Here is an 18,142-nt window from a genome sequence, read left to right as displayed (position 1 = left end):
CCGAAGCCAAAGTTTGTGCACCAAACCTGATTTTGCAATACGAAATCGTCCCTGGAAGCTGAAGTTCGAGCGTCACTATGAGAAAACAGCCTTCATAAATTTTAATGAATTTTTCCATTCATTTCTGTAATAAGCTTAAGTGTTTTTTCATCAAGCCGCTTGATGACTTGATAGAGCAGCTCGACTGAATGATCCAGATCGTCCTTGTGCACGATTGAAACATGGCTGTGAATATATCTTGCCGGAACGCTTACAACCAAAGTAGGAACACCCTGATAACCAAGGTGGAATTTTCCTCCATCAGTGCCTCCGCCAGGCATGATGTCTACTTGGTAAGGAATTGAAAGTTCTTTTGCCACACCGACGACGAAATCACGGAGTTTTGGATGCGGGATCATGCTTGCATCGAAAAAACCGAGCAATGGACCTTTCCCAAGTTCTGTGTGTCCTTCTTTATCTTTCATGCCTGGTGTATCTCCGGCTACACCAACATCAAGTGCAAACGAAATATCCGGATTGACTTTATTGACTAAAGTCTGGGCACCTCTTAGTCCCACTTCTTCTTGAACTGTTGCGCCTGCATATAAGATATTTGAAGATTTTTTATCTGCAGCGACTTTTTCTAATGTTTTCAGCGCTACATAGCAGCCTGCGCGGTTATCCCAGTTCCGCGCAAGCAGAAACTTAGGATTTGGAAGTACTTCGAATGGACAAACCGTCGCAATCGGGTCTCCGACCTGAACTCCAAAACTCTCTGCTTCTTCTTTGCTTGATGCTCCAATATCAATAAACATCGTTTCAGGCTTCAGAACATTTTTTCGTTCTTCAATGGACAGAACATGAGGTGCCTTTGATCCTATGACACCAGTTAAATCTCCATTTTTCGTCAGGACTTTTACGCGCTGGGCAAGCATGACATGCCCCCACCAGCCGCCTAATGTCTGGAATTTCAGAAAGCCGTCATTCGTGATGGCTTTTACCATAAGGCCGACTTCATCCATATGACCGGCGATTAAGATTTTCGGGCCTTTTTTTCCCGTAATTCCAACGATGCTTCCAAGATGATCTTTTAAAATCTCTGGCGTTATTTGACTAATGTTTTCTTCAAGAACTTTATGAATCCGTGCTTCAAAACCTGATGGACCTGCAGTTTCGGTTAATTGTTTCAGCAGCTGTAAGTCTTTTTCCACTATACATCCCTCCATTTATAGGATGTCTTGGATGTGAAGATTTTACGCTGTTTATTTTATGCGGAAATCACGGTTTGCCCATTCCGATCATTAATCCGATAAATGCGAGCAAAATTCCGCCAGTATAAGAGAAAACGAGATATTTAATTAAGACAGAATGATTTTTCTTTTCTCTAAGCTGGATATTCTCAAGCTTAAAGGTGGAAAACGTTGTGAAAGCTCCCATAAAGCCAATGCCGAGCAGGGAATATAAGTTTTCAGACAGCCCTTTACCGGTCATCCACCCTAGCAGAAAAGAGCCGGCTAAATTGACCGCGAGTGTGCCTGATGGAAATCCGGTCTGACTTTTGTTATTCAGCCGTGAGCTGATCATAAAACGGGCAATGGCTCCTAAACACCCGCCAGCAGCAATTAATAATAAGTTCATGATGCAGCCTCGCCTCTTTCCTTATACATGCGGAGACCAAGGGAGTATCCATACCATGACAGAAAAAGTCCGCCGGCAAGACTAAGAATCACATAGATAAACGCCATGAGAATTGAACCGCTCCGAAGCAGCAGCACCGTTTCAACGCTGAACGTGGAAAAGGTTGTGAAGGACCCGACAAGCCCTGTTCCAAGGCCGGCTAAAACATGAGGTTGAAAGAGCTTCAGCCTCAAAATACCCGTCGTAAACCACCCGAGGATAAAGCAGCCGATCAGGTTCGCAAGAAGGGTTCCCAGAGGAAAACCATTGCTGAGCCAAGGGTGGGTGAGCACACCTAAAGAATATCTGAGCAAACTGCCAATCACTCCTCCGGCTCCGATCAGAAGATAATTCATCTTGTAAACCTCCTATTTAAGAAGAAAAACCAAACCTCAATTTTTGTCTTTAAGATCACCGTTTCATAAAAACTTCACATCATTATTATAAAATAAAGATTATACTTTAATATAGAACATTAAAGCGGGGTTTGAATAGTGAACACAATAACTATTATGATCATTGATGATGAAGAAACAATGAGAGCACTGATCAAAACATTTCTAATTAGTGAGGGCTATTTAGTCATTGAAGCTTCTAATGGCATGGACGCTCTTGAACGGATAAATATTGATGCGCCTGATTTAATAGTTGCGGACGTTATGATGCCTTATATGGACGGCTTTACATTTGCAGAAGAAATGAAAAAAAACCATCACATCCCCCTTATTTTTTTATCTGCGAAAGGGGAGGAATGGGATAAAATCCAGGGCCTCAAACTTGGAGGGGATGATTATATTGTAAAACCGTTCCATCAGGGAGAACTGCTTGCAAGAATCGAATCTGTATTAAGAAGAGTGAGGCAGAGCGACATTTTAAGTAACCGGATTACGGCTGGTCCGCTTATTCTTGATGCATCAGGCTATAAAGCAATGATAAAAAATCAGCCTTTATCCTTAACATTAAAAGAATTTGAGATTCTGTCCCTGCTTGCGAGAAATAAAGGGACCGTCTTTACGAGAGAACAGCTTCTTGAATCGGTTTGGGGATTAAATTACATTGGTACCGGCCGAACGGTAGATACTCATATTAAAACACTTAGATTGAAATTGAAAGATCATGCATATCTCATTCAAACAGCATGGGGTGTCGGGTATAAATTTGAGGTGTAACGATTGAAACGTCTGAACTTAAGCCAGAAAGTACTGATGCTGATCGGCATTTGCATTGTATTCAGCATTTTATTCTCTTTTTTCTTTCTGCATTTTTTATACAAAGAACTATACTTTAACAGCATCAAAGAATCTGTCATTTATCAGGGCGAGAGAACAGCTGCCCATTATCATTACGGCTCTTTAAGCGATGAAATCATTGAAAAAATTCACTGGTACAATGTCGTGTCTGAGTATGAAGTCATTGTACTGGACGATATTGAAGATTTACGTTCGTATTTTCCATATGAAGTGAACTATGAAGCTCTGATTACAAGTGAAGACCGCGAAATCCTTAAAAATGGGGATTATATCGTTAAGGATGGATATGTAAAAGAATTTAACCGTGAAATCATTGGCGCCGTCTTCCCGATTATGGGAGATAAAGAGCTTATTGGTTTCATCTATATCTATGTTCCTTTAGCAGATCTTCAAGAAGTATTCGAAGGAAGTCTGCCGATTCTTCTGCTTGTCGGATCTCTGTTTTTTATGATTCTCTTTTTAGCGGTCAATCAGATTCGGCGATCGCTTTTTAAGCCTCTGAATGATTTTCAGGAATTTTCAAAAGAGGTATCAAAGGGCAATTACTCGAATCGGCTTGTTCATAACAATCATGACGAAATAGGGCAGCTTGCTCACGCATTCAATTCCATGAGTCAGTCGCTTGAGGAGCAGGAAGCGAGGAAAAAAGAGTTTCTTGCTAATGTTGTACATGAGCTGAGAACGCCGCTCACATATATTGGAGGGTACAGTCAGGCTCTTAACCGGCAAATGTATACGTCGCCTGAAGAAGCGGATCACTATTTGATGACGATTGAAAGAGAAACAAATCGCCTGAATAAGCTGATAACCGATTTAATTGACCTTGATCACCTGCAGGAAAGTATGTATACCCTAAACGTTGAACCAATCGCCATTGTTCAGCTGTTTTTAGATACGCTGGCATTATTTGATATCCGTATCAGTGAAAAAAAGCTGAAAACTGAACTGGATATTCAGGAAGATCTTATCGTAACAGGCGACCCTAAACGTCTTCAGCAAGTTTTTTACAATCTTCTGGACAACGCGATTAAGTATTCTTCAGAAGAAAGCCATATTAATATCACCCTCAATGAAGAAAACAGGCAGCTATTCTTCCGCTTAAATAACAAGGGGAATGAAATAGCAGAAGAAGATCTCACCCATATTGGAGAACGTTTTTTCCGTACTGACAAAGCAAGAAGCCGAATGACGGGCGGGACGGGTCTTGGCATCTCAATTGTAAAAGAAATTGTCAGGCTGCACGGGGGAGAGTTCTCAATCACCAGCGGTTCTTCCGATGGAACCACTGTTATTGTTATCCTTCCAGACCTATTATAATTTATGTAAAACCGCCCAATTTTTCGGGCGGTTTTTGGTTGTTGCATAAGTCCTCTAAATTGCCGGCCGAAGGAAAAATGTAATTGCCCTCTGGCGCAATTGTTCTTCTTTATTTTGTTTGAAAATCTCAATCCTTTCCTCACAGTAATTTCACAATCATTATGTAATCTTAAGGTAATCAAATGAAAAAATGAGGTGAAACATTGAAAAAAACAGCCCTGCTTGTATTGATTCTCAGCTGTGTGATTCAAAGCGCCTGCCAATTTAATGACGAAAGACCCTACCAAATGAAATCGTTTACCTATACAAACCAAAATGGACAGGCTTTTGGCTCGGATGATTTAAAAGGTAAGGTATGGATTGCCGATTTTATTTTCACAAGCTGTGAAACTGTCTGTCCGCCAATGACGGCAAACATGGCAGCCCTGCAGAAAGAATTGAAGGCAGAAGAGCTGCCTGTGGAGCTGGTTTCAATTAGCGTAGACCCATCTGTGGATACTCCGGAAAAGCTTAAAGCATTCATGCAAAAGTTTACAAAGGATGATTCAAACTGGAATATGCTTACGGGGTATTCCCAGGGGGAGATAGAGAAATTTGCAAGAGATGAATTTCAGACTCTTGTTCAAAAACCTGAAGAATCTGATCAAGTGATACATGGAACAAATTTTTACCTCATTAACAAGAATGGTGAAATTGTAAACGATTATAGCTTCACACATGGAAATCATTTCAAAAAACTTATTGGTGATGTGAAGAAACAAATGTAAAAGGAGAACGAACATGATTAAAAGCGAGATAAACGATCAACGGGAAAACACAGAACAAGCACCAGTAAAACCTTCAAAAAACAAAACAAAACCATCTATTTATCAAGTTGTCTGGAGGTGGCACTTTTATGCAGGAATATTCTTTTCGCCATTTTTGATTATTCTGGCATTCAGCGGAGGCGTCTACCTTTTTAAACCGCAGATAGAAAACTTCATATATAAGGATATTTACTTTGTCCAGGAAGAAGGATCAAGCACACTGTCAACGGCCGCTCAAGTTTCAAATGTTAAGGAGAAATATCCCGATGGAACCGTAACCTCTATCAAATTTTACGATGATCCGATGCGGACGTCAGAGCTTGGATTGCTGCAGGATGAAAAAATGATTGCCGTATTTGTAAATCCTTATAACGGGGACATTCAGGGAAGCTTAAAAGCAGAAGAAAAATTCACGGAGATTTTTAAAAAGCTTCACAGTGAAATGCTTGTCGGCGGTACAGTCGCAAATAGACTTGTCGAACTTGCAGCCTGCTGGGCGGTAATCCTCTTGATCACAGGATTATATATATGGTTTCCAAGAAATAAAGCTTCCATCTGGGGAACTATTTTACCGAGGTTCACAAAAAAAGGCAGAACGTTTTGGCGAGATATGCATGCCGTGCCTGCTTTTTGGTTATCAGCTGCAATCTTGGTGTTAATTGCAACAGGCCTTCCGTGGTCAGGGGTTATGGGGGAGCAAATTAATAAGATGGCCACAGCCACAAATACGGGAGCTCCGCCATTTGCCTATAGCTGGGGTGAAAAGCCTGAGTCTGTCATCAAAACGCGGGATGTTGCAGAGGAGGTGCCGTGGGCAGCGGAAAATCTTCCAGTTCCATCATCAGCCGGTGCAAAAAATGTCCCTATTTCGCTTGAGGATGTTCAAGCTATTTCTAAAAATGAAAAAGTTGCGAAGCCGTATACAATCTCCTTCCCTCAAGGTGAGGAGGGTGTTTATACCATTTCCGCATCAAACCCCGATCCGAGAGATGATGCAACATTGCACCTAGATCAGTACAGCGGGACTATCTTAAGTGACGTGAGGTTCAGTGACTACGGGATCATGGCAAAAGGGATATCCCTTGGCATATCCCTGCATGAGGGCACATTATTCGGGCTAGCCAATCAGGTGATCGGGTTGATTGTTTGTTTAGGATTGATCGGCTTGGTTGTCAGTTCTTTCATTATGTGGAGTAAGAGAAAGCCTGAAGGGAAATCAGGAGCTCCCGCTGGGTCAAAGAATAACAAGGCTGCAAGGGGAGTTTTCTTCATTATGCTGATTTTGGGGGCAATTATGCCGCTAGTCGGAATTTCGATCATCGCTGTCTATTTACTGGACCGCTTAGTAATCGTGAGAATCAAACCGCTGAAAGCGTGGATAGGATGAAAATCGTGATTAGGAAATCATTTAATACGTGGATGATCCTTCTTATATTCTGTTTAACCGGCTGTACAGCCAATGAAAATGAAACGCCTGAAATTGTAGAAGCTGACATCCAGCTGCCAGAAACACTTGCTTCTAATCAAAAAATTGAATTGCAAGTAAAACTGACACAGGGCAATGATGCTGTTAAAGATGCGGATGAAGTCATGTTTGAAATATGGAAAGCGAATGAAAAAGAAAAGGCTGTCTTCTTTGAAGCCCTGCATGATAAAAATGGTATCTACAAAACCGAGAGCAGCTTCAAAGCTGACGGTGTGTATTTTATCCAAACACATGTCACCGCCCGGGATATGCACGTCATGCCAAAGCTGCAATTTACCGTAGGAAATGCGGCCAAAAAAGAGCTGAAAGCTGCTGAAAAAGAAAAATCAGCCGGCACATCAGGAAAACATCATTAAGAGAATCGTCTATGCAAAAGTTTAATTTTTAAAAATGGAGGGAAGATAATCTTTAAAAAAATAAATAAAGATAGAAAGAAGGAAAATGCGATGTTATGGACGATTATTGGACTTTTACTTTTATTCTGGGTGCTTGGTCTTGTATTTAATGTAGTGGGCGGAATTATTCACGTTTTACTTGTTCTTGCAGTGATTGTATTCCTATATAACTTTTTTGTGAAACGACGCAAAACGAGGGTTTAAGCAGTACTGAAGTCTGAGGATAAGGGCACAATGCGTGCTTTTGTCCCAGTCTTTTTTTATGCCGTCTTATAAATGCCCTTCACGAGGCAGAAGGTATGATACAATGAAATAATAGCTGTAAAAATACTGACTCGGAAATTGTAAGTGATCAACAGTGCTAGGAGACTAAATATGACAATAGAGAAAAATGTAAAGATTATTCCGCTTGGCGGAATGGGTGAAATCGGGAAAAATATGTACCTCGTCGAATATAAGGATGAGATTGTAATTGTCGATTCAGGAGTCAAATTCCCTGACGAAGAATTAAGAGGCGTTGATTACATCATCCCTGATTATACATACTTGGTGAGAAATGCCCATAAAGTAAAAGGACTTTTTATCACTCATGGACATGAGGACCATATTGGCGGTGTGCCTTTCTTATTGAAAAAGCTGAATGTTCCTGTTTTTGCAGGAAGACTTGCAATGGGCTTTATCAGAAACAAACTTGAGGAGCACAACCTGCTCAGAGATGCAGTCCTGCATGAAATTACAGAAGAAAGCACGATTAATCTGGAAAACCTGGATGTCACGTTCTTCCGGACAACTCACAGTATTCCGGATTCATTTGGCGTGGTCATTCATTCGCCAATTGGAAATATTGTTCATACAGGAGATTTTAAATTTGACCTGACACCTGCAGGACCTGAGCAGGACTTATCAAGAGTTGCAAGGGTTGGACAAGAAGGTGTGCTCTGCTTGCTGTCAGACAGCACAAACAGTGAAGTACCCGGCTTTTCAGTATCAGAAAAAAAGATCGGGCAAAACATTCTGGATTTAGTCAGAAGACAGTCCGGACGTATTATTGTGGCCTTATTTGCATCAAATGTGTTCCGCCTTCAGCAGGTCATTCAAGCATCTGTAGCCTGCGGCAGGAAGGTGGCTTACACTGGAAGAAGCATGGAAAGAGCGATATCTATCGGCCTTGAGCTCGGCTATATTGAAGCCCCAAGCGGTACATTTATTGATCCGGATGAAATCAGCTCTTATAAAAACAACGAACTGACTATTCTGTGTACGGGCAGCCAAGGCGAACCTTTTGCTGCTCTATCGAGGATTGCTGAAGGAAAACACCGCCACATCCATATAGAGGAAGGCGATACCATTATTTTTTCATCTTCCCCAATACCGGGAAATGTTCTAAGTGTAAACAGAATTATCAACAAGCTGATGAAAGCCGGAGCAGACGTGATTGACAATAAGCTCTATGACATTCATACGTCAGGGCATGGAGGTCAGGAAGAGCTGAAGCTTATGCTGAAGCTGCTGAACCCAAAATTCCTGGTGCCGATTCACGGGGAATACCGCATGCAGAAAATGCATCAGACGCTTGCAATGGAATGCTTTATTCCAGAAGAAGACATTTTCATTTTAGACAATGGGCATGTATTGAATGTTTCCAGTGACAAGGCGTATCAGGCGGGGAAAGTGCCTGCCCGTTCTGTCTATGTTGATGGAAATGGAATCGGTGATGTAGGAACATCCTTGCTTGGCGAGCGGAAGCAGCTTGCAGACAGCGGAATCATATCGATTCTGATTTTTAAAAACGGAGAAGAAATCATCCGCAAACCGCAGATTATTTCAAGAGGCTTTGTTTACTTAAGAGAGTCCAATGACTTTATTATGGAAATAGAAGCACTTGCCGCTGCTGTCATCAGGGAAGATAAAGTCGAAGGGGATATCGAGAAACATTTAAATTCAGTGATATCCGACTTTATTTATAAAAGACTTAAAAGATCGCCTATCGTCGTTGTCAAGGTGATTGATGTGAAAAAGGAAAAGTAGGCCGCAAGCTAAAAGCGTTGTACAAATATTAACGGATTCTGTTTTATGGTTCACACATTTATCACTTATCACGGTAAATAAAAAAACCACCGATTTTCGGTGGTTTTTTGCTATGAAAAATGGCTCGTTTTTCAAGTGAATGGACTATCGCTTCTAAATTTTTCTAAAGCTATAGGTTTATTAAATCTCTTATCTATTGTTTTTAGGATAATAGGAAAATCCTGGGTATTTAACAACAGGCCATTTCTCCTTGCGCAGAGCATCAGTCAATTCTGCTCCAACATTTAAGTTGCTCTTAATTAATTCTTTAGGTGTCAGTGCCATCCATTGATTTAGTGACACGTCTTCAAAGCGGTTGCTTTTGAATATTTCTAAGAACCATAATGTTTCGGTTCCGGTGTTTTGGATATAGTGTCCAGTAGCAAATGGGACATATCCGACATCTCCAGCTCTAACATCAAATGTACGGGCTGTTCCTTCTCCAAGAAATACAGTCATTCTTCCTTCCCCGGTAAGGTAATATTGCCATTCGTCATTATTCGGATGCCAATGAAGTTCTCTCATTGCACCCGGCTCAATCTCAACGAGTGCTGCGGCAATTGTTTTTGAAATGGGAAAGTTAGCAGAGTCCACAATTCGCACGCTGCCGCCCGGTGTTTTGACGGGCGTTTGTTTTAACAGCTCGTGCTTGAAGGTTAAAGGAACTTCTCCATAGGGAGACTGGACTTCTTGACTTTCAAGTGAACCTGGTACCTCCCCTTGATAAATATATACCTGATCAGAAGGAATGGAGTTAAAAGCACTTTCCGGTACTCCGAAATTAGCCGATAAAACATCTTTTGGCGTATGTGCAAACCAATCGGAGATGGATAAAGTGGAAAGATCGGAAAAGTTCCCGTCATCGAAGACGAGCAGAAATTCACAATGTTCCAACCCTTGAATCGAATGTGGAATGCCAGGCGGAAAGTACCAAAGGTCGCCTGGGCCAACGTCGGCAATAAAATTCCGGCCCTGCTGGTCAACCGCAGTGATTCGTGCCCGGCCTAACAGCATATAAGACCATTCTGCTTGTTTATGCCAATGGAGTTCACGCACCCCGCCGGCAGTTAAGCTCATATTTACTCCAGCAAGAGTGGTCGCTGCTGGAAGTTCCCTGACGGTAATTTCCCGGGACCATCCACCGTGATTTAATGTCATAGAAGTATCTGAGAATGAGAATTTTAAGTTTGGAACCAATCCAGCATCTGTCATAGGCGGGACAAGCATATTCGGATTTTGAAGATCCCGCATAATATTACGCGGTCCGGAGTCAATCGCACCTGCTCCGTCACTCCGGATTGGTTGTGGCACTTTTTCGCCTGCTTGATTAATAGTGCGTTTTTCCATCATTATGCTCCTCTTTAATGGGATTATTAAGTGAGAATCATTCATCGTAGTGTATGAATTGGGCTTCAAAGGGTTACTTTGCCTATTGATAAAAAAAGGAGGCATCCCTTAATGAAGGAATGCTCCCTTTAGTTGTAATGAAATGAATAATCGAATTACTGAGATCTAATATTGGTTATTTATCAACGAAAAGTAAAGAGTCTGATTTAGCGGTTAAATCAGACTCTAACACGGTATTTATTTGGGTTTATGCACCTCTAAACTGTAATAAAAAGATAGATTTTCAGCTTTATTTATGTATTCTCAATTGAAATTTGTTCAATTTTGCCTAGAACAACTGTGTAAAAGAACAAACCAATTACCAAAGCAGCAGCAAGAACAAATGCCATGTTAAATGAACCTGTCTTATCAACGATGTACCCTGTCAGGAAAGTGGCAATGATTCCTCCGAATAAATTGTTTGAAAAGTTAACCATTGAACTGAGAACAGAGGTTGAACCAGGAGGGGAAAGCTTTGCTGCAATCGTCCATCCGACCGGGGCAGCAGCAGAAATACCTGCGAGGCCAATCGAAATAAAAAGCATGGACATGATTGGATTTTCCGTAAAAATAGATCCAATAAATGTCAGTCCGACTGTCATTCCGGTGACAATGATGCCTTTATAAACTTTGTTAGGAGCATGACCGTTTCCTATCAGAAAATCAACCAGCCAGCCTCCTGCAATAATCCCTGAAATCGCGGCAATCAGCCAGGGAATGGCCGTATAAAGGGAAGAGGAAAGTAAATCAAGTTTAAACTGCTCTCTGAAAAAAGTCGGAAGCCAGAGCAGAAGCAAATTAAAGGTGTAGCCATATCCTGTGAAGCCGATCATGAGCCCCCATACTTTTCGATTTTTAAAGAAGGTTTTTATTACGCGAAGAACTTTATAGGAAGGCATATCAGAAAGATCCCCATATTTTTGAATGTAATTGATTTCTTCTTTTGAAATGCTCTTATGAGAACGCGGTTCATCATAATATTTCCAGAAGATAATCGTAAAAATTACATTTATGACTCCAATTGTTAAAAAGGCAATTCTCCAATCATAAAGAGTAATTAAAATAGCTGTCAGCGGTCCTCCAATTACATTGGACAGTTTGGCTGAAGAATCAAAAAGAGCGTTTGCGAATCCCCGTTCATGAAAAGGGAACCAGTTGGCTGTAGCTTTTGCTGCTGCAGGAAAAGCGGATGCGCTCGTAATGCCGGTAAAAAAACGCAGAATATATAAGAGAAGGGTTCCTTGAACAAACACTATACTGATGGTTAAAAGCGTCCAAAGGATCATGCCGATTCTTGTAACCCAGCCGACTCCCCATTTATCAAGCAACCCTCCAATAGGAAGCTGCATAAAAGTATAAGCGTAGTTATAAATAGTAAAAACAAGTCCCATTTCAAATGCACTGAGAGAAAAAGCTTTCTGCAGTTCTGGTGCTGCTGCAGCAACTGCAACCCGGTCAAAGTAATTTAAAATAATCAGACTGCTAAGCAGGGAAGAAATGGCCCATCTCGTGTTTTTGCCGAGAGGACGGATTATTTTTTCAGACTTGCTCAAAACAGACACCGCCTTTTTAGCCCATTGGGAAGGAAGTAAAAAAAGGAATTCCTGTTTAAGGTTTCCTCTTTTTTATTTATCATTCTTTTTGATTCACGCCACCGTAAAACAAAAGAAGAGACGCACGAATGTGCATCTCTTAGGAATTAATGGTTTGCTGTTTTAGTATTCGGTTTGTCATATACGGCCAATTTATTTAAAAGGGTGGTACTGTCTTTGTTCAGCCCCATTATTCTGACCTCAGTCCCATTTTGTCTGTACTTAAGGATAATCTTATCAATTGCCCCTACAGCTGAATCGTCCCAAAGATGGGCATTGGTTAAGTCAATCGTGATGGTATCAATCTCTTCTTTGAAGTTGAATGTTGAAAGCAAATCTTCAACTGATGCAAAAAAGACCTGACCGCTGACTTTATAGGTTTTCATTAATTTGTTTTCGCTGACAAGTGTTTCTACATGTACTTTAGAAATTTTTGCTGCAAAGAACAGCGCACTTAAAAGGACTCCTGCAAGCACACCTTTTGATAAATCATGTGTAGCAACAACTGTTACAACTGTTACAATCATGACCGCTGCGTCTGTTTTTGGCATAATATGCAGCTTTGTTAAAGAAGACCAGTCAAAAGTTCCAATTGATACCATAATCATCACTCCAACAAGAGCTGCCATTGGAATTTGAATCAGCAGGTCGTTTAACAATAAGATCAGCACCATTAAGAATACTCCGGCAACAAAAGTCGATAATCTGCCTCTTCCGCCGGATTTAACATTAATAACAGACTGGCCGATCATCGCACAGCCTGCCATACCGCCAAAAAAACCATTGATAATATTGGCAATACCCTGGCCTTTTGCTTCTTTATTCTTATCGCTTTCCGTATCTGTCATGTCATCCACGATTTGCGCTGTCAGCAGGGATTCCAATAATCCGACAATGGCTAAAGCGAATGAGTAAGGGAAAATGATCTGAAGAGTTTCAAAGTTTAATGGAATATCAGGGATCAAGAAGAAAGGCAGTGCCTGTGTTAATTCGCCCATATCTCCAACTGTTCTTACACCTGCTCCTGTCATAACTGAAATAATGGAAATCACAATGATTGCCACCAGCGGAGAAGGAACGGCTGCAGTGAATCTAGGCAGGATATAGATAATAGCTAAAGCACCTGCTACCATAGCATACATGATCCACGTTTCACCAGCGAAATGCGGAAGCTGAGCCGTAAAGATCAGAATAGCCAATGAATTTACAAATCCAACCATAACCGATCTTGGAATGAATTTCATTACTTTTCCGAGCTTTAATACACCCATACCAAATTGAATGACACCTGTAAGCACGGTTGCCGCCAGTAAATATTGCAGGCCGTGATCAGCAACAAGCGTCACCATCAGCAATGCCATGGCTCCTGTAGCTGCCGAAATCATTCCAGGTCTGCCGCCTACAAATGAAATTACCACAGCAATACAGAAGGATGCGTATAATCCGACCATCGGGTCAACTCCTGCAATAATGGAGAAGGCAATTGCTTCTGGAATAAGAGCCAAAGCAACGACGATACCCGACAAAATATCTCCCCGGATATTGCCGAACCACTCTTGTTTAATTGTCTGTGCGTTCAATCAAAAAACACCTCTTTTATCTTATTTTGTTGTGACTTTCAACTCTCATGAAAGCCGTGGCCGCTGTTAACCCGGAAATTATATCATCTTTTATGAAAAAACAGTAATTTGAAGTAAGCGGGTACATTAGCAAACTACTCTTTATATCCCTTGTTTTCGTCCGATTAGGTACTAAATTGCCTATACAGCTATATCTTTATGTAAAAAATGTAAACGGAATTTATTAATCTATCATTTTCATAAATTGATTGTCTTTTGTCCAAAAACAACAAATAAAGCGCTTAATTCTTGTATTTTTAGAACGTTGTGAAAATTGTCGAAAAAAAGTAAGATTATCTTGTGATTACAACTTCTACAGGAGGTGTGCGTTAACGATGGAAGCGATTACAAGAGATTTTTTCTTATTCTTATCCAAAAATAACTTACTTAATAATATTGCAAAGAAACGCGGCGGCAGTTTTGCAGCTGGAAAAATAATCGGCGGAACGGATTTTCAAAGTTCAATCAAATTTATTAAACAGCTGAATGAAAGCGGCCTGCTGGTAACAGTCGATCATCTTGGAGAATTCGTAGATTCAGAGGAAGTCACAAGAGAGAGAACGGCAGAATGCATCGAAACAATCGAAATGATCAGCAGGGAAAAGCTTGATTCACAAGTATCATTAAAGATGACATCCCTCGGTCTTGATATTGATCACAAGCTGGTCATCGAAAATATGACAAAAATCCTTGATACAGCACAAAAACACAATGTCATGGTGACGATTGACATGGAAGATGAAGTGCGCTGTCAGGCTACTCTTGATATTTTCAAACAGTTTAAAGAAAAGTACAGCTGCATCAGCACAGTCTTACAAGCTTACTTATATCGTACAGAGAAAGATTTAAGCGATCTCGCCAAGTATAAACCGTTTCTGCGTCTCGTAAAGGGCGCATATAAAGAGTCACCTGAGGTGGCCTTTCCTGAAAAGGCAGATGTTGATGAGAACTATAAAAAGCTGATTGAACAAAGTCTGCTTAACGGCAACTATACAGCTATCGCCTCTCATGATGACCAGATCATCGAGTACACAAAAATGCTCGCCAAAAAGCATAACATTCCAAGCTCTATGTTTGAATTCCAAATGCTTTACGGAATGAGAAGCAAAACGCAATTAGACCTTGTCAAACAAGGGTACAAAATGCGCGTCTATGTACCATATGGTCTTGACTGGTACGGCTACTTCATGAGAAGACTTGCCGAGCGGCCATCCAATATTGCTTTTGCCTTTAAAGGCATGGTGAAAAGTTAAGGATTACACTAAATTATTCTAAAGGAGCGATTTCTAATGATTCCATACAAACACGAACCATTTACTGATTTCACAAACGAGGACAACAAAAAAGCCTACCAGGAAGCTCTTCAAAAAGTTGAAGGCTATTTAGGACAGGATTATCCTTTATACATCGGTGCAGAAAAAGTAACGACAGATGATAAAATCGTGTCTTATAACCCTGCTGATAAAGAAGAAGTAATCGGCCGCGTGTCAAAAGCAAGCCGTGACCATGCAGAAAAAGCGATGCAGGAAGCTTCTGCTGCTTTTGAAAGCTGGAAAAAAGTAAAGCCTGAAATCCGTGCAGATGTTCTTGTAAAAGCAGCAGCCATCATCCGCCGCCGCAAGCATGAGTTTTCAGCTCTTTTAACAAAAGAAGCAGGAAAGCCTTGGAATGAAGCTGATGCTGATACAGCTGAAGCGATTGACTTCCTTGAGTTTTATGCCCGTCAAATGCTGAAGCTTAAAGACGGGGTTCCTGTTGAAAGCCGTCCGGGAGAATACAACCGCTATGACTACATTCCACTAGGTGTCGGCATCATCATTTCACCTTGGAACTTCCCGTTTGCGATCATGGCAGGAACAGCGGTAGCTGCAATCGTTACTGGAAACACGATTCTATTAAAACCGGCTTCAACTACACCTATTGTTGCAGCTAAATTTGTAGAAGTTATGATGGAAGCAGGACTTCCTTCAGGCGTTCTGAACTTTGTTCCAGGAAGCGGTGCAGAAGTTGGAGACTACCTTGTTGACCATCCAAAAACACGTTTTATCTCTTTCACAGGTTCACGTGATGTAGGCCTTCGCATCTTCAACCGTGCGTCACAGCTTAACGACGGACAAATCTGGCTGAAGCGCGTTATCGCTGAAATGGGCGGAAAAGATACAATTGTAGTAGATAAAGAGGCTGACCTTGAGCTTGCTGCTCAATCGATCGTAAAATCAGCATTTGGCTTCTCAGGACAAAAATGCTCTGCTTGTTCACGTGCAGTAATCGTAGAAGATGTTTACGATCAAGTATTGAACCGCGCTGTAGAATTAACAAAACAATTAACAGTCGGCAATCCGACAGAAAACCATTTCATGGGACCGGTTATTGATCAGGCTGCTTTTGACAAAGTCATGAGCTATGCAGAAATCGGAAAAGAAGAAGGGCGAATTCTTGCAGGCGGAGAAGGAGACAGCTCTAAAGGCTACTTCGTTCAGCCGACAATCGTTGCAGATGTAGATCCAAAAGCACGCTTAATGCAGGAAGAAATCTTTGGACCGGTTGTTGCTTTTGCAAAAGCGAAAGACTTTGATGAAGCACTTGAAATTGCAAACAACACAGAGTATGGTTTAACAGGTGCGGTTATTACGACAAACCGCGCTAACATGGAAAAAGCACGTGAAGACTTCCATGTAGGAAACCTTTACTTCAACCGCGGATGTACTGGCGCAATCGTAGGCTACCAGCCATTCGGAGGCTTCAACATGTCAGGAACAGATTCTAAAGCAGGCGGTCCTGATTACCTTCAGCTTCACATGCAGGCTAAAACAACATCTGAAACATTTTAATCTGCAGATTCATAGAAAAGATTGGGTTTAATAGATGGGGGAAGTAACATAACAGGTTGCTTCCTCTTTTTAAAAGCTAATTTCGCTCAAAAAGGCGGTTTTCCGCAGCAATTGGTGAAATTCGCTGCTATAAAAATAGAGGTATTGGCGGGGAAGGGGTTCATCTATGATTGACTACGCATTGATTACATCTATAGGCATTTACATGGCAGGCATGCTCCTGATCGGGTATTTTGCTTATAAACGAACGTCTAATTTGAATGATTACATGCTTGGAGACCGCGGTCTCGGACCAGCTGTTACGGCGTTAAGCGCCGGTGCGGCAGATATGAGCGGATGGCTTTTAATGGGACTGCCGGGCGCTATGTTTGCAACGGGACTCAGTTCTATATGGATCGTCATCGGTTTAACGCTTGGCGCTTATGCCAACTGGCTTTATGTTGCTCCTAGATTAAGAACGTATACAGAAGTAGCGAACAATTCCATCACCATTCCGGCATTCCTTGAAAATCGCTTTGCTGACGGATCACGGATTCTGAGACTTATTTCAGCTTTAGTTATCTTAATATTCTTTACTTTTTATGTTTCATCTGGAATGGTATCGGGCGGTGTTTTATTCCAAAGCACATTCGGCCTTGATTATCATACTGGATTATGGATTTTAACCGGCGTTGTAGTAGCCTATACATTGTTTGGCGGATTCCTGGCGGTAAGCTGGACTGACTTTGTTCAGGGAATCATCATGTTTATTGCTTTGATTCTTGTACCTATTGTGACTCTTATCCATGTTGGAGGGTTTGGTCCTTCGATTGACACAGCTCGTTCAATTGACCCGGCACTTTTAAATATTTTTACTGGAACAAGCCTATTGGGAGTTATTTCATTATTTGCATGGGGCCTCGGGTATTTTGGCCAGCCGCATATCATTGTCCGCTTTATGGCCATTAATTCTGTAAAAGAAATCAAAAAAGCCCGAAATATCGGGATGGGATGGATGATTTTCTCAAGTATCGGTGCGATGCTTACAGGATTTATCGGCATCACTTATTTTTCACAAAATGAGATGAAGCTTGATGATCCGGAAACAGTTTTCATCGTTTTAGGAGAAGTACTGTTTCATCCGTTTATTACAGGATTTTTGATCTCAGCTATTCTCGCAGCGATTATGAGCACGATTTCTTCTCAGCTGCTTGTAACAGCGAGTTCCTTAACAGAGGATATTTACAAAACATTCTTCAGACGTTCTGCTTCAGATAAAGAACTTGTCTTTTTAGGCAGAACCTCCGTTCTGCTCATCTCGGTCATTGCCCTTATTCTTTCTTGGGAGCAAAACGACACAATCCTTGGACTTGTCGGTTATGCCTGGGCTGGATTTGGTTCTTCATTTGGACCGCTGATTTTGCTGAGTCTCTTCTGGAAAAGAATGACGAAGTGGGGAGCGCTTTCAGGGATGGTCGTCGGCGCGGCAACCGTTATCTTCTGGTCGATGGCAGGATTGTCAGACACTCTTTATGAAATGATCCCTGGATTTGGATTAAGCTTAATCGCTATTGTTGCGGTCAGCTTGCTGACACCTGAGCCTCCAAAAGAAGCGGAAGAGCAATTTGATGAATTTGAGAGAATTTTAAAGCAGTAGGTATTATAAAACAGGAAGAACCCTTTGCGGGAGCTTTCTGTTTTTTTATTGCTCTTTTTTAAGGCTGTTATCGCATAGATTGTTGTTTTAATGTTGCCCGT

The 18,142-nt window shown here is 41.3% G+C and carries 16 protein-coding genes; 10 read left to right on the top strand and 6 right to left on the bottom strand.

Translation table 11 applies throughout. From position 1 onward, the window contains the following. Positions 1–101: 101 nt before the first annotated feature. From ABEQ24_RS11985 to crcB (ABEQ24_RS11975), 3 genes are all read right to left on the bottom strand, one after another. Complete coding sequence (locus ABEQ24_RS11985) at positions 102–1,190, bottom strand: M42 family metallopeptidase (RefSeq protein WP_430007020.1); 1,089 nt, start codon at positions 1,188–1,190, stop codon at positions 102–104. Between the two features lie 67 nt (positions 1,191–1,257). Further along, a complete protein-coding gene (crcB, locus tag ABEQ24_RS11980; RefSeq protein WP_430007023.1) occupies positions 1,258–1,620 on the bottom strand; it encodes a fluoride efflux transporter CrcB in 363 nt (120 codons plus the stop codon). Beyond that, positions 1,614–2,012 (bottom strand): fluoride efflux transporter CrcB, encoded by a 399-nt coding sequence (crcB, locus tag ABEQ24_RS11975; RefSeq protein ID WP_430007019.1) that lies wholly within the window; start codon positions 2,010–2,012, stop codon positions 1,614–1,616. The genes crcB (ABEQ24_RS11980) and crcB (ABEQ24_RS11975) overlap by 7 nt, the downstream gene beginning before the upstream one ends. A 138-nt stretch (positions 2,013–2,150) precedes the next feature. Here crcB (ABEQ24_RS11975) and ABEQ24_RS11970 point away from each other — a divergent pair, with 138 nt between their 5' ends. The 7 genes from ABEQ24_RS11970 (at position 2,151) to ABEQ24_RS11940 (ending at position 8,938) form a co-directional block, all read left to right on the top strand. Beyond that, positions 2,151–2,825, top strand: coding sequence for a response regulator transcription factor (locus tag ABEQ24_RS11970; protein ID WP_430007018.1), 675 nt, complete (start codon positions 2,151–2,153; stop codon positions 2,823–2,825). Positions 2,826–2,828: 3 nt separating this feature from the next. Continuing rightward, on the top strand, positions 2,829–4,223 hold the full coding sequence (locus ABEQ24_RS11965; RefSeq protein WP_430007017.1) for a sensor histidine kinase: 1,395 nt from the start codon (positions 2,829–2,831) through the stop codon (positions 4,221–4,223). 242 nt (positions 4,224–4,465) lie between these two features. Continuing rightward, entirely contained in the window at positions 4,466–4,990 is a 525-nt protein-coding gene (locus ABEQ24_RS11960) for an SCO family protein (RefSeq protein WP_430007022.1), read from the top strand. 13 nt (positions 4,991–5,003) lie between these two features. Continuing rightward, on the top strand, positions 5,004–6,416 hold the full coding sequence (locus ABEQ24_RS11955) for a PepSY-associated TM helix domain-containing protein (protein WP_430007016.1): 1,413 nt from the start codon (positions 5,004–5,006) through the stop codon (positions 6,414–6,416). A 5-nt stretch (positions 6,417–6,421) separates the two neighbouring features. Further along, on the top strand, positions 6,422–6,871 hold the full coding sequence (locus ABEQ24_RS11950) for a FixH family protein (protein ID WP_430007015.1): 450 nt from the start codon (positions 6,422–6,424) through the stop codon (positions 6,869–6,871). Positions 6,872–6,961: 90 nt separating this feature from the next. Beyond that, on the top strand, positions 6,962–7,114 hold the full coding sequence (locus ABEQ24_RS11945) for a lmo0937 family membrane protein (RefSeq protein WP_223440000.1): 153 nt from the start codon (positions 6,962–6,964) through the stop codon (positions 7,112–7,114). 171 nt (positions 7,115–7,285) lie between these two features. Further along, the gene (locus tag ABEQ24_RS11940) at positions 7,286–8,938 is read left to right on the top strand and encodes a ribonuclease J (RefSeq protein ID WP_430007014.1); all 1,653 of its coding nucleotides are present in this window, start codon (positions 7,286–7,288) and stop codon (positions 8,936–8,938) included. 189 nt (positions 8,939–9,127) lie between these two features. Here the strand turns inward: ABEQ24_RS11940 and ABEQ24_RS11935 are convergent, their stop codons facing one another. From ABEQ24_RS11935 to ABEQ24_RS11925, 3 genes are all read right to left on the bottom strand, one after another. Then, positions 9,128–10,324 carry an oxalate decarboxylase family bicupin gene (locus ABEQ24_RS11935; protein WP_430007013.1) on the bottom strand — a complete coding sequence of 399 codons (1,197 nt, stop codon included), beginning with the start codon at positions 10,322–10,324 and terminating at the stop codon, positions 9,128–9,130. Between the two features lie 293 nt (positions 10,325–10,617). Continuing rightward, positions 10,618–11,916, bottom strand: a complete 1,299-nt coding sequence (locus tag ABEQ24_RS11930) for an MFS transporter (RefSeq protein ID WP_430007012.1) — start codon at positions 11,914–11,916, stop codon at positions 10,618–10,620. Positions 11,917–12,062: 146 nt separating this feature from the next. Beyond that, on the bottom strand, positions 12,063–13,535 hold the full coding sequence (locus tag ABEQ24_RS11925) for a SulP family inorganic anion transporter (RefSeq protein WP_430007011.1): 1,473 nt from the start codon (positions 13,533–13,535) through the stop codon (positions 12,063–12,065). Positions 13,536–13,909: 374 nt separating this feature from the next. Between ABEQ24_RS11925 and ABEQ24_RS11920 the strand changes: the two genes are divergently transcribed. The 3 genes from ABEQ24_RS11920 (at position 13,910) to putP (ending at position 18,041) form a co-directional block, all read left to right on the top strand. Next, on the top strand, positions 13,910–14,827 hold the full coding sequence (locus ABEQ24_RS11920) for a proline dehydrogenase family protein (RefSeq protein WP_430007010.1): 918 nt from the start codon (positions 13,910–13,912) through the stop codon (positions 14,825–14,827). 36 nt (positions 14,828–14,863) lie between these two features. Then, positions 14,864–16,405, top strand: coding sequence for an L-glutamate gamma-semialdehyde dehydrogenase (gene pruA, locus ABEQ24_RS11915; RefSeq protein ID WP_430007009.1), 1,542 nt, complete (start codon positions 14,864–14,866; stop codon positions 16,403–16,405). A gap of 166 nt (positions 16,406–16,571) precedes the next feature. Continuing rightward, the gene (gene putP, locus ABEQ24_RS11910) at positions 16,572–18,041 is read left to right on the top strand and encodes a sodium/proline symporter PutP (RefSeq protein WP_430007008.1); all 1,470 of its coding nucleotides are present in this window, start codon (positions 16,572–16,574) and stop codon (positions 18,039–18,041) included. The last annotated feature ends 101 nt before the right edge of the window (positions 18,042–18,142 follow it).

Origin of the sequence: Metabacillus idriensis, from assembly GCF_050483325.1 — a bacterium.
GTDB lineage: Bacteria > Bacillota > Bacilli > Bacillales > Bacillaceae > Bacillus_P > Bacillus_P idriensis_A.
Note: the sequence above shows the minus strand (reverse complement) of the source record. Positions and strands in the feature narration are given on the sequence as shown.

What these genes read in the sequence shown, in the direction of transcription:
- crcB (WP_430007019.1), bottom strand. Translation starts at nt 2,012, where the DNA reads ATGAATTATCTTCTGATCGGAGCCGGAGGAGTGATTGGCAGTTTGCTC.
- ABEQ24_RS11955 (WP_430007016.1), top strand. Translation starts at nt 5,004, where the DNA reads ATGATTAAAAGCGAGATAAACGATCAACGGGAAAACACAGAACAAGCA.
- ABEQ24_RS11945 (WP_223440000.1), top strand. Translation starts at nt 6,962, where the DNA reads ATGTTATGGACGATTATTGGACTTTTACTTTTATTCTGGGTGCTTGGT.
- ABEQ24_RS11940 (WP_430007014.1), top strand. Translation starts at nt 7,286, where the DNA reads ATGACAATAGAGAAAAATGTAAAGATTATTCCGCTTGGCGGAATGGGT.
- ABEQ24_RS11935 (WP_430007013.1), bottom strand. Translation starts at nt 10,324, where the DNA reads ATGGAAAAACGCACTATTAATCAAGCAGGCGAAAAAGTGCCACAACCA.
- ABEQ24_RS11920 (WP_430007010.1), top strand. Translation starts at nt 13,910, where the DNA reads ATGGAAGCGATTACAAGAGATTTTTTCTTATTCTTATCCAAAAATAAC.
- pruA (WP_430007009.1), top strand. Translation starts at nt 14,864, where the DNA reads ATGATTCCATACAAACACGAACCATTTACTGATTTCACAAACGAGGAC.
- putP (WP_430007008.1), top strand. Translation starts at nt 16,572, where the DNA reads ATGATTGACTACGCATTGATTACATCTATAGGCATTTACATGGCAGGC.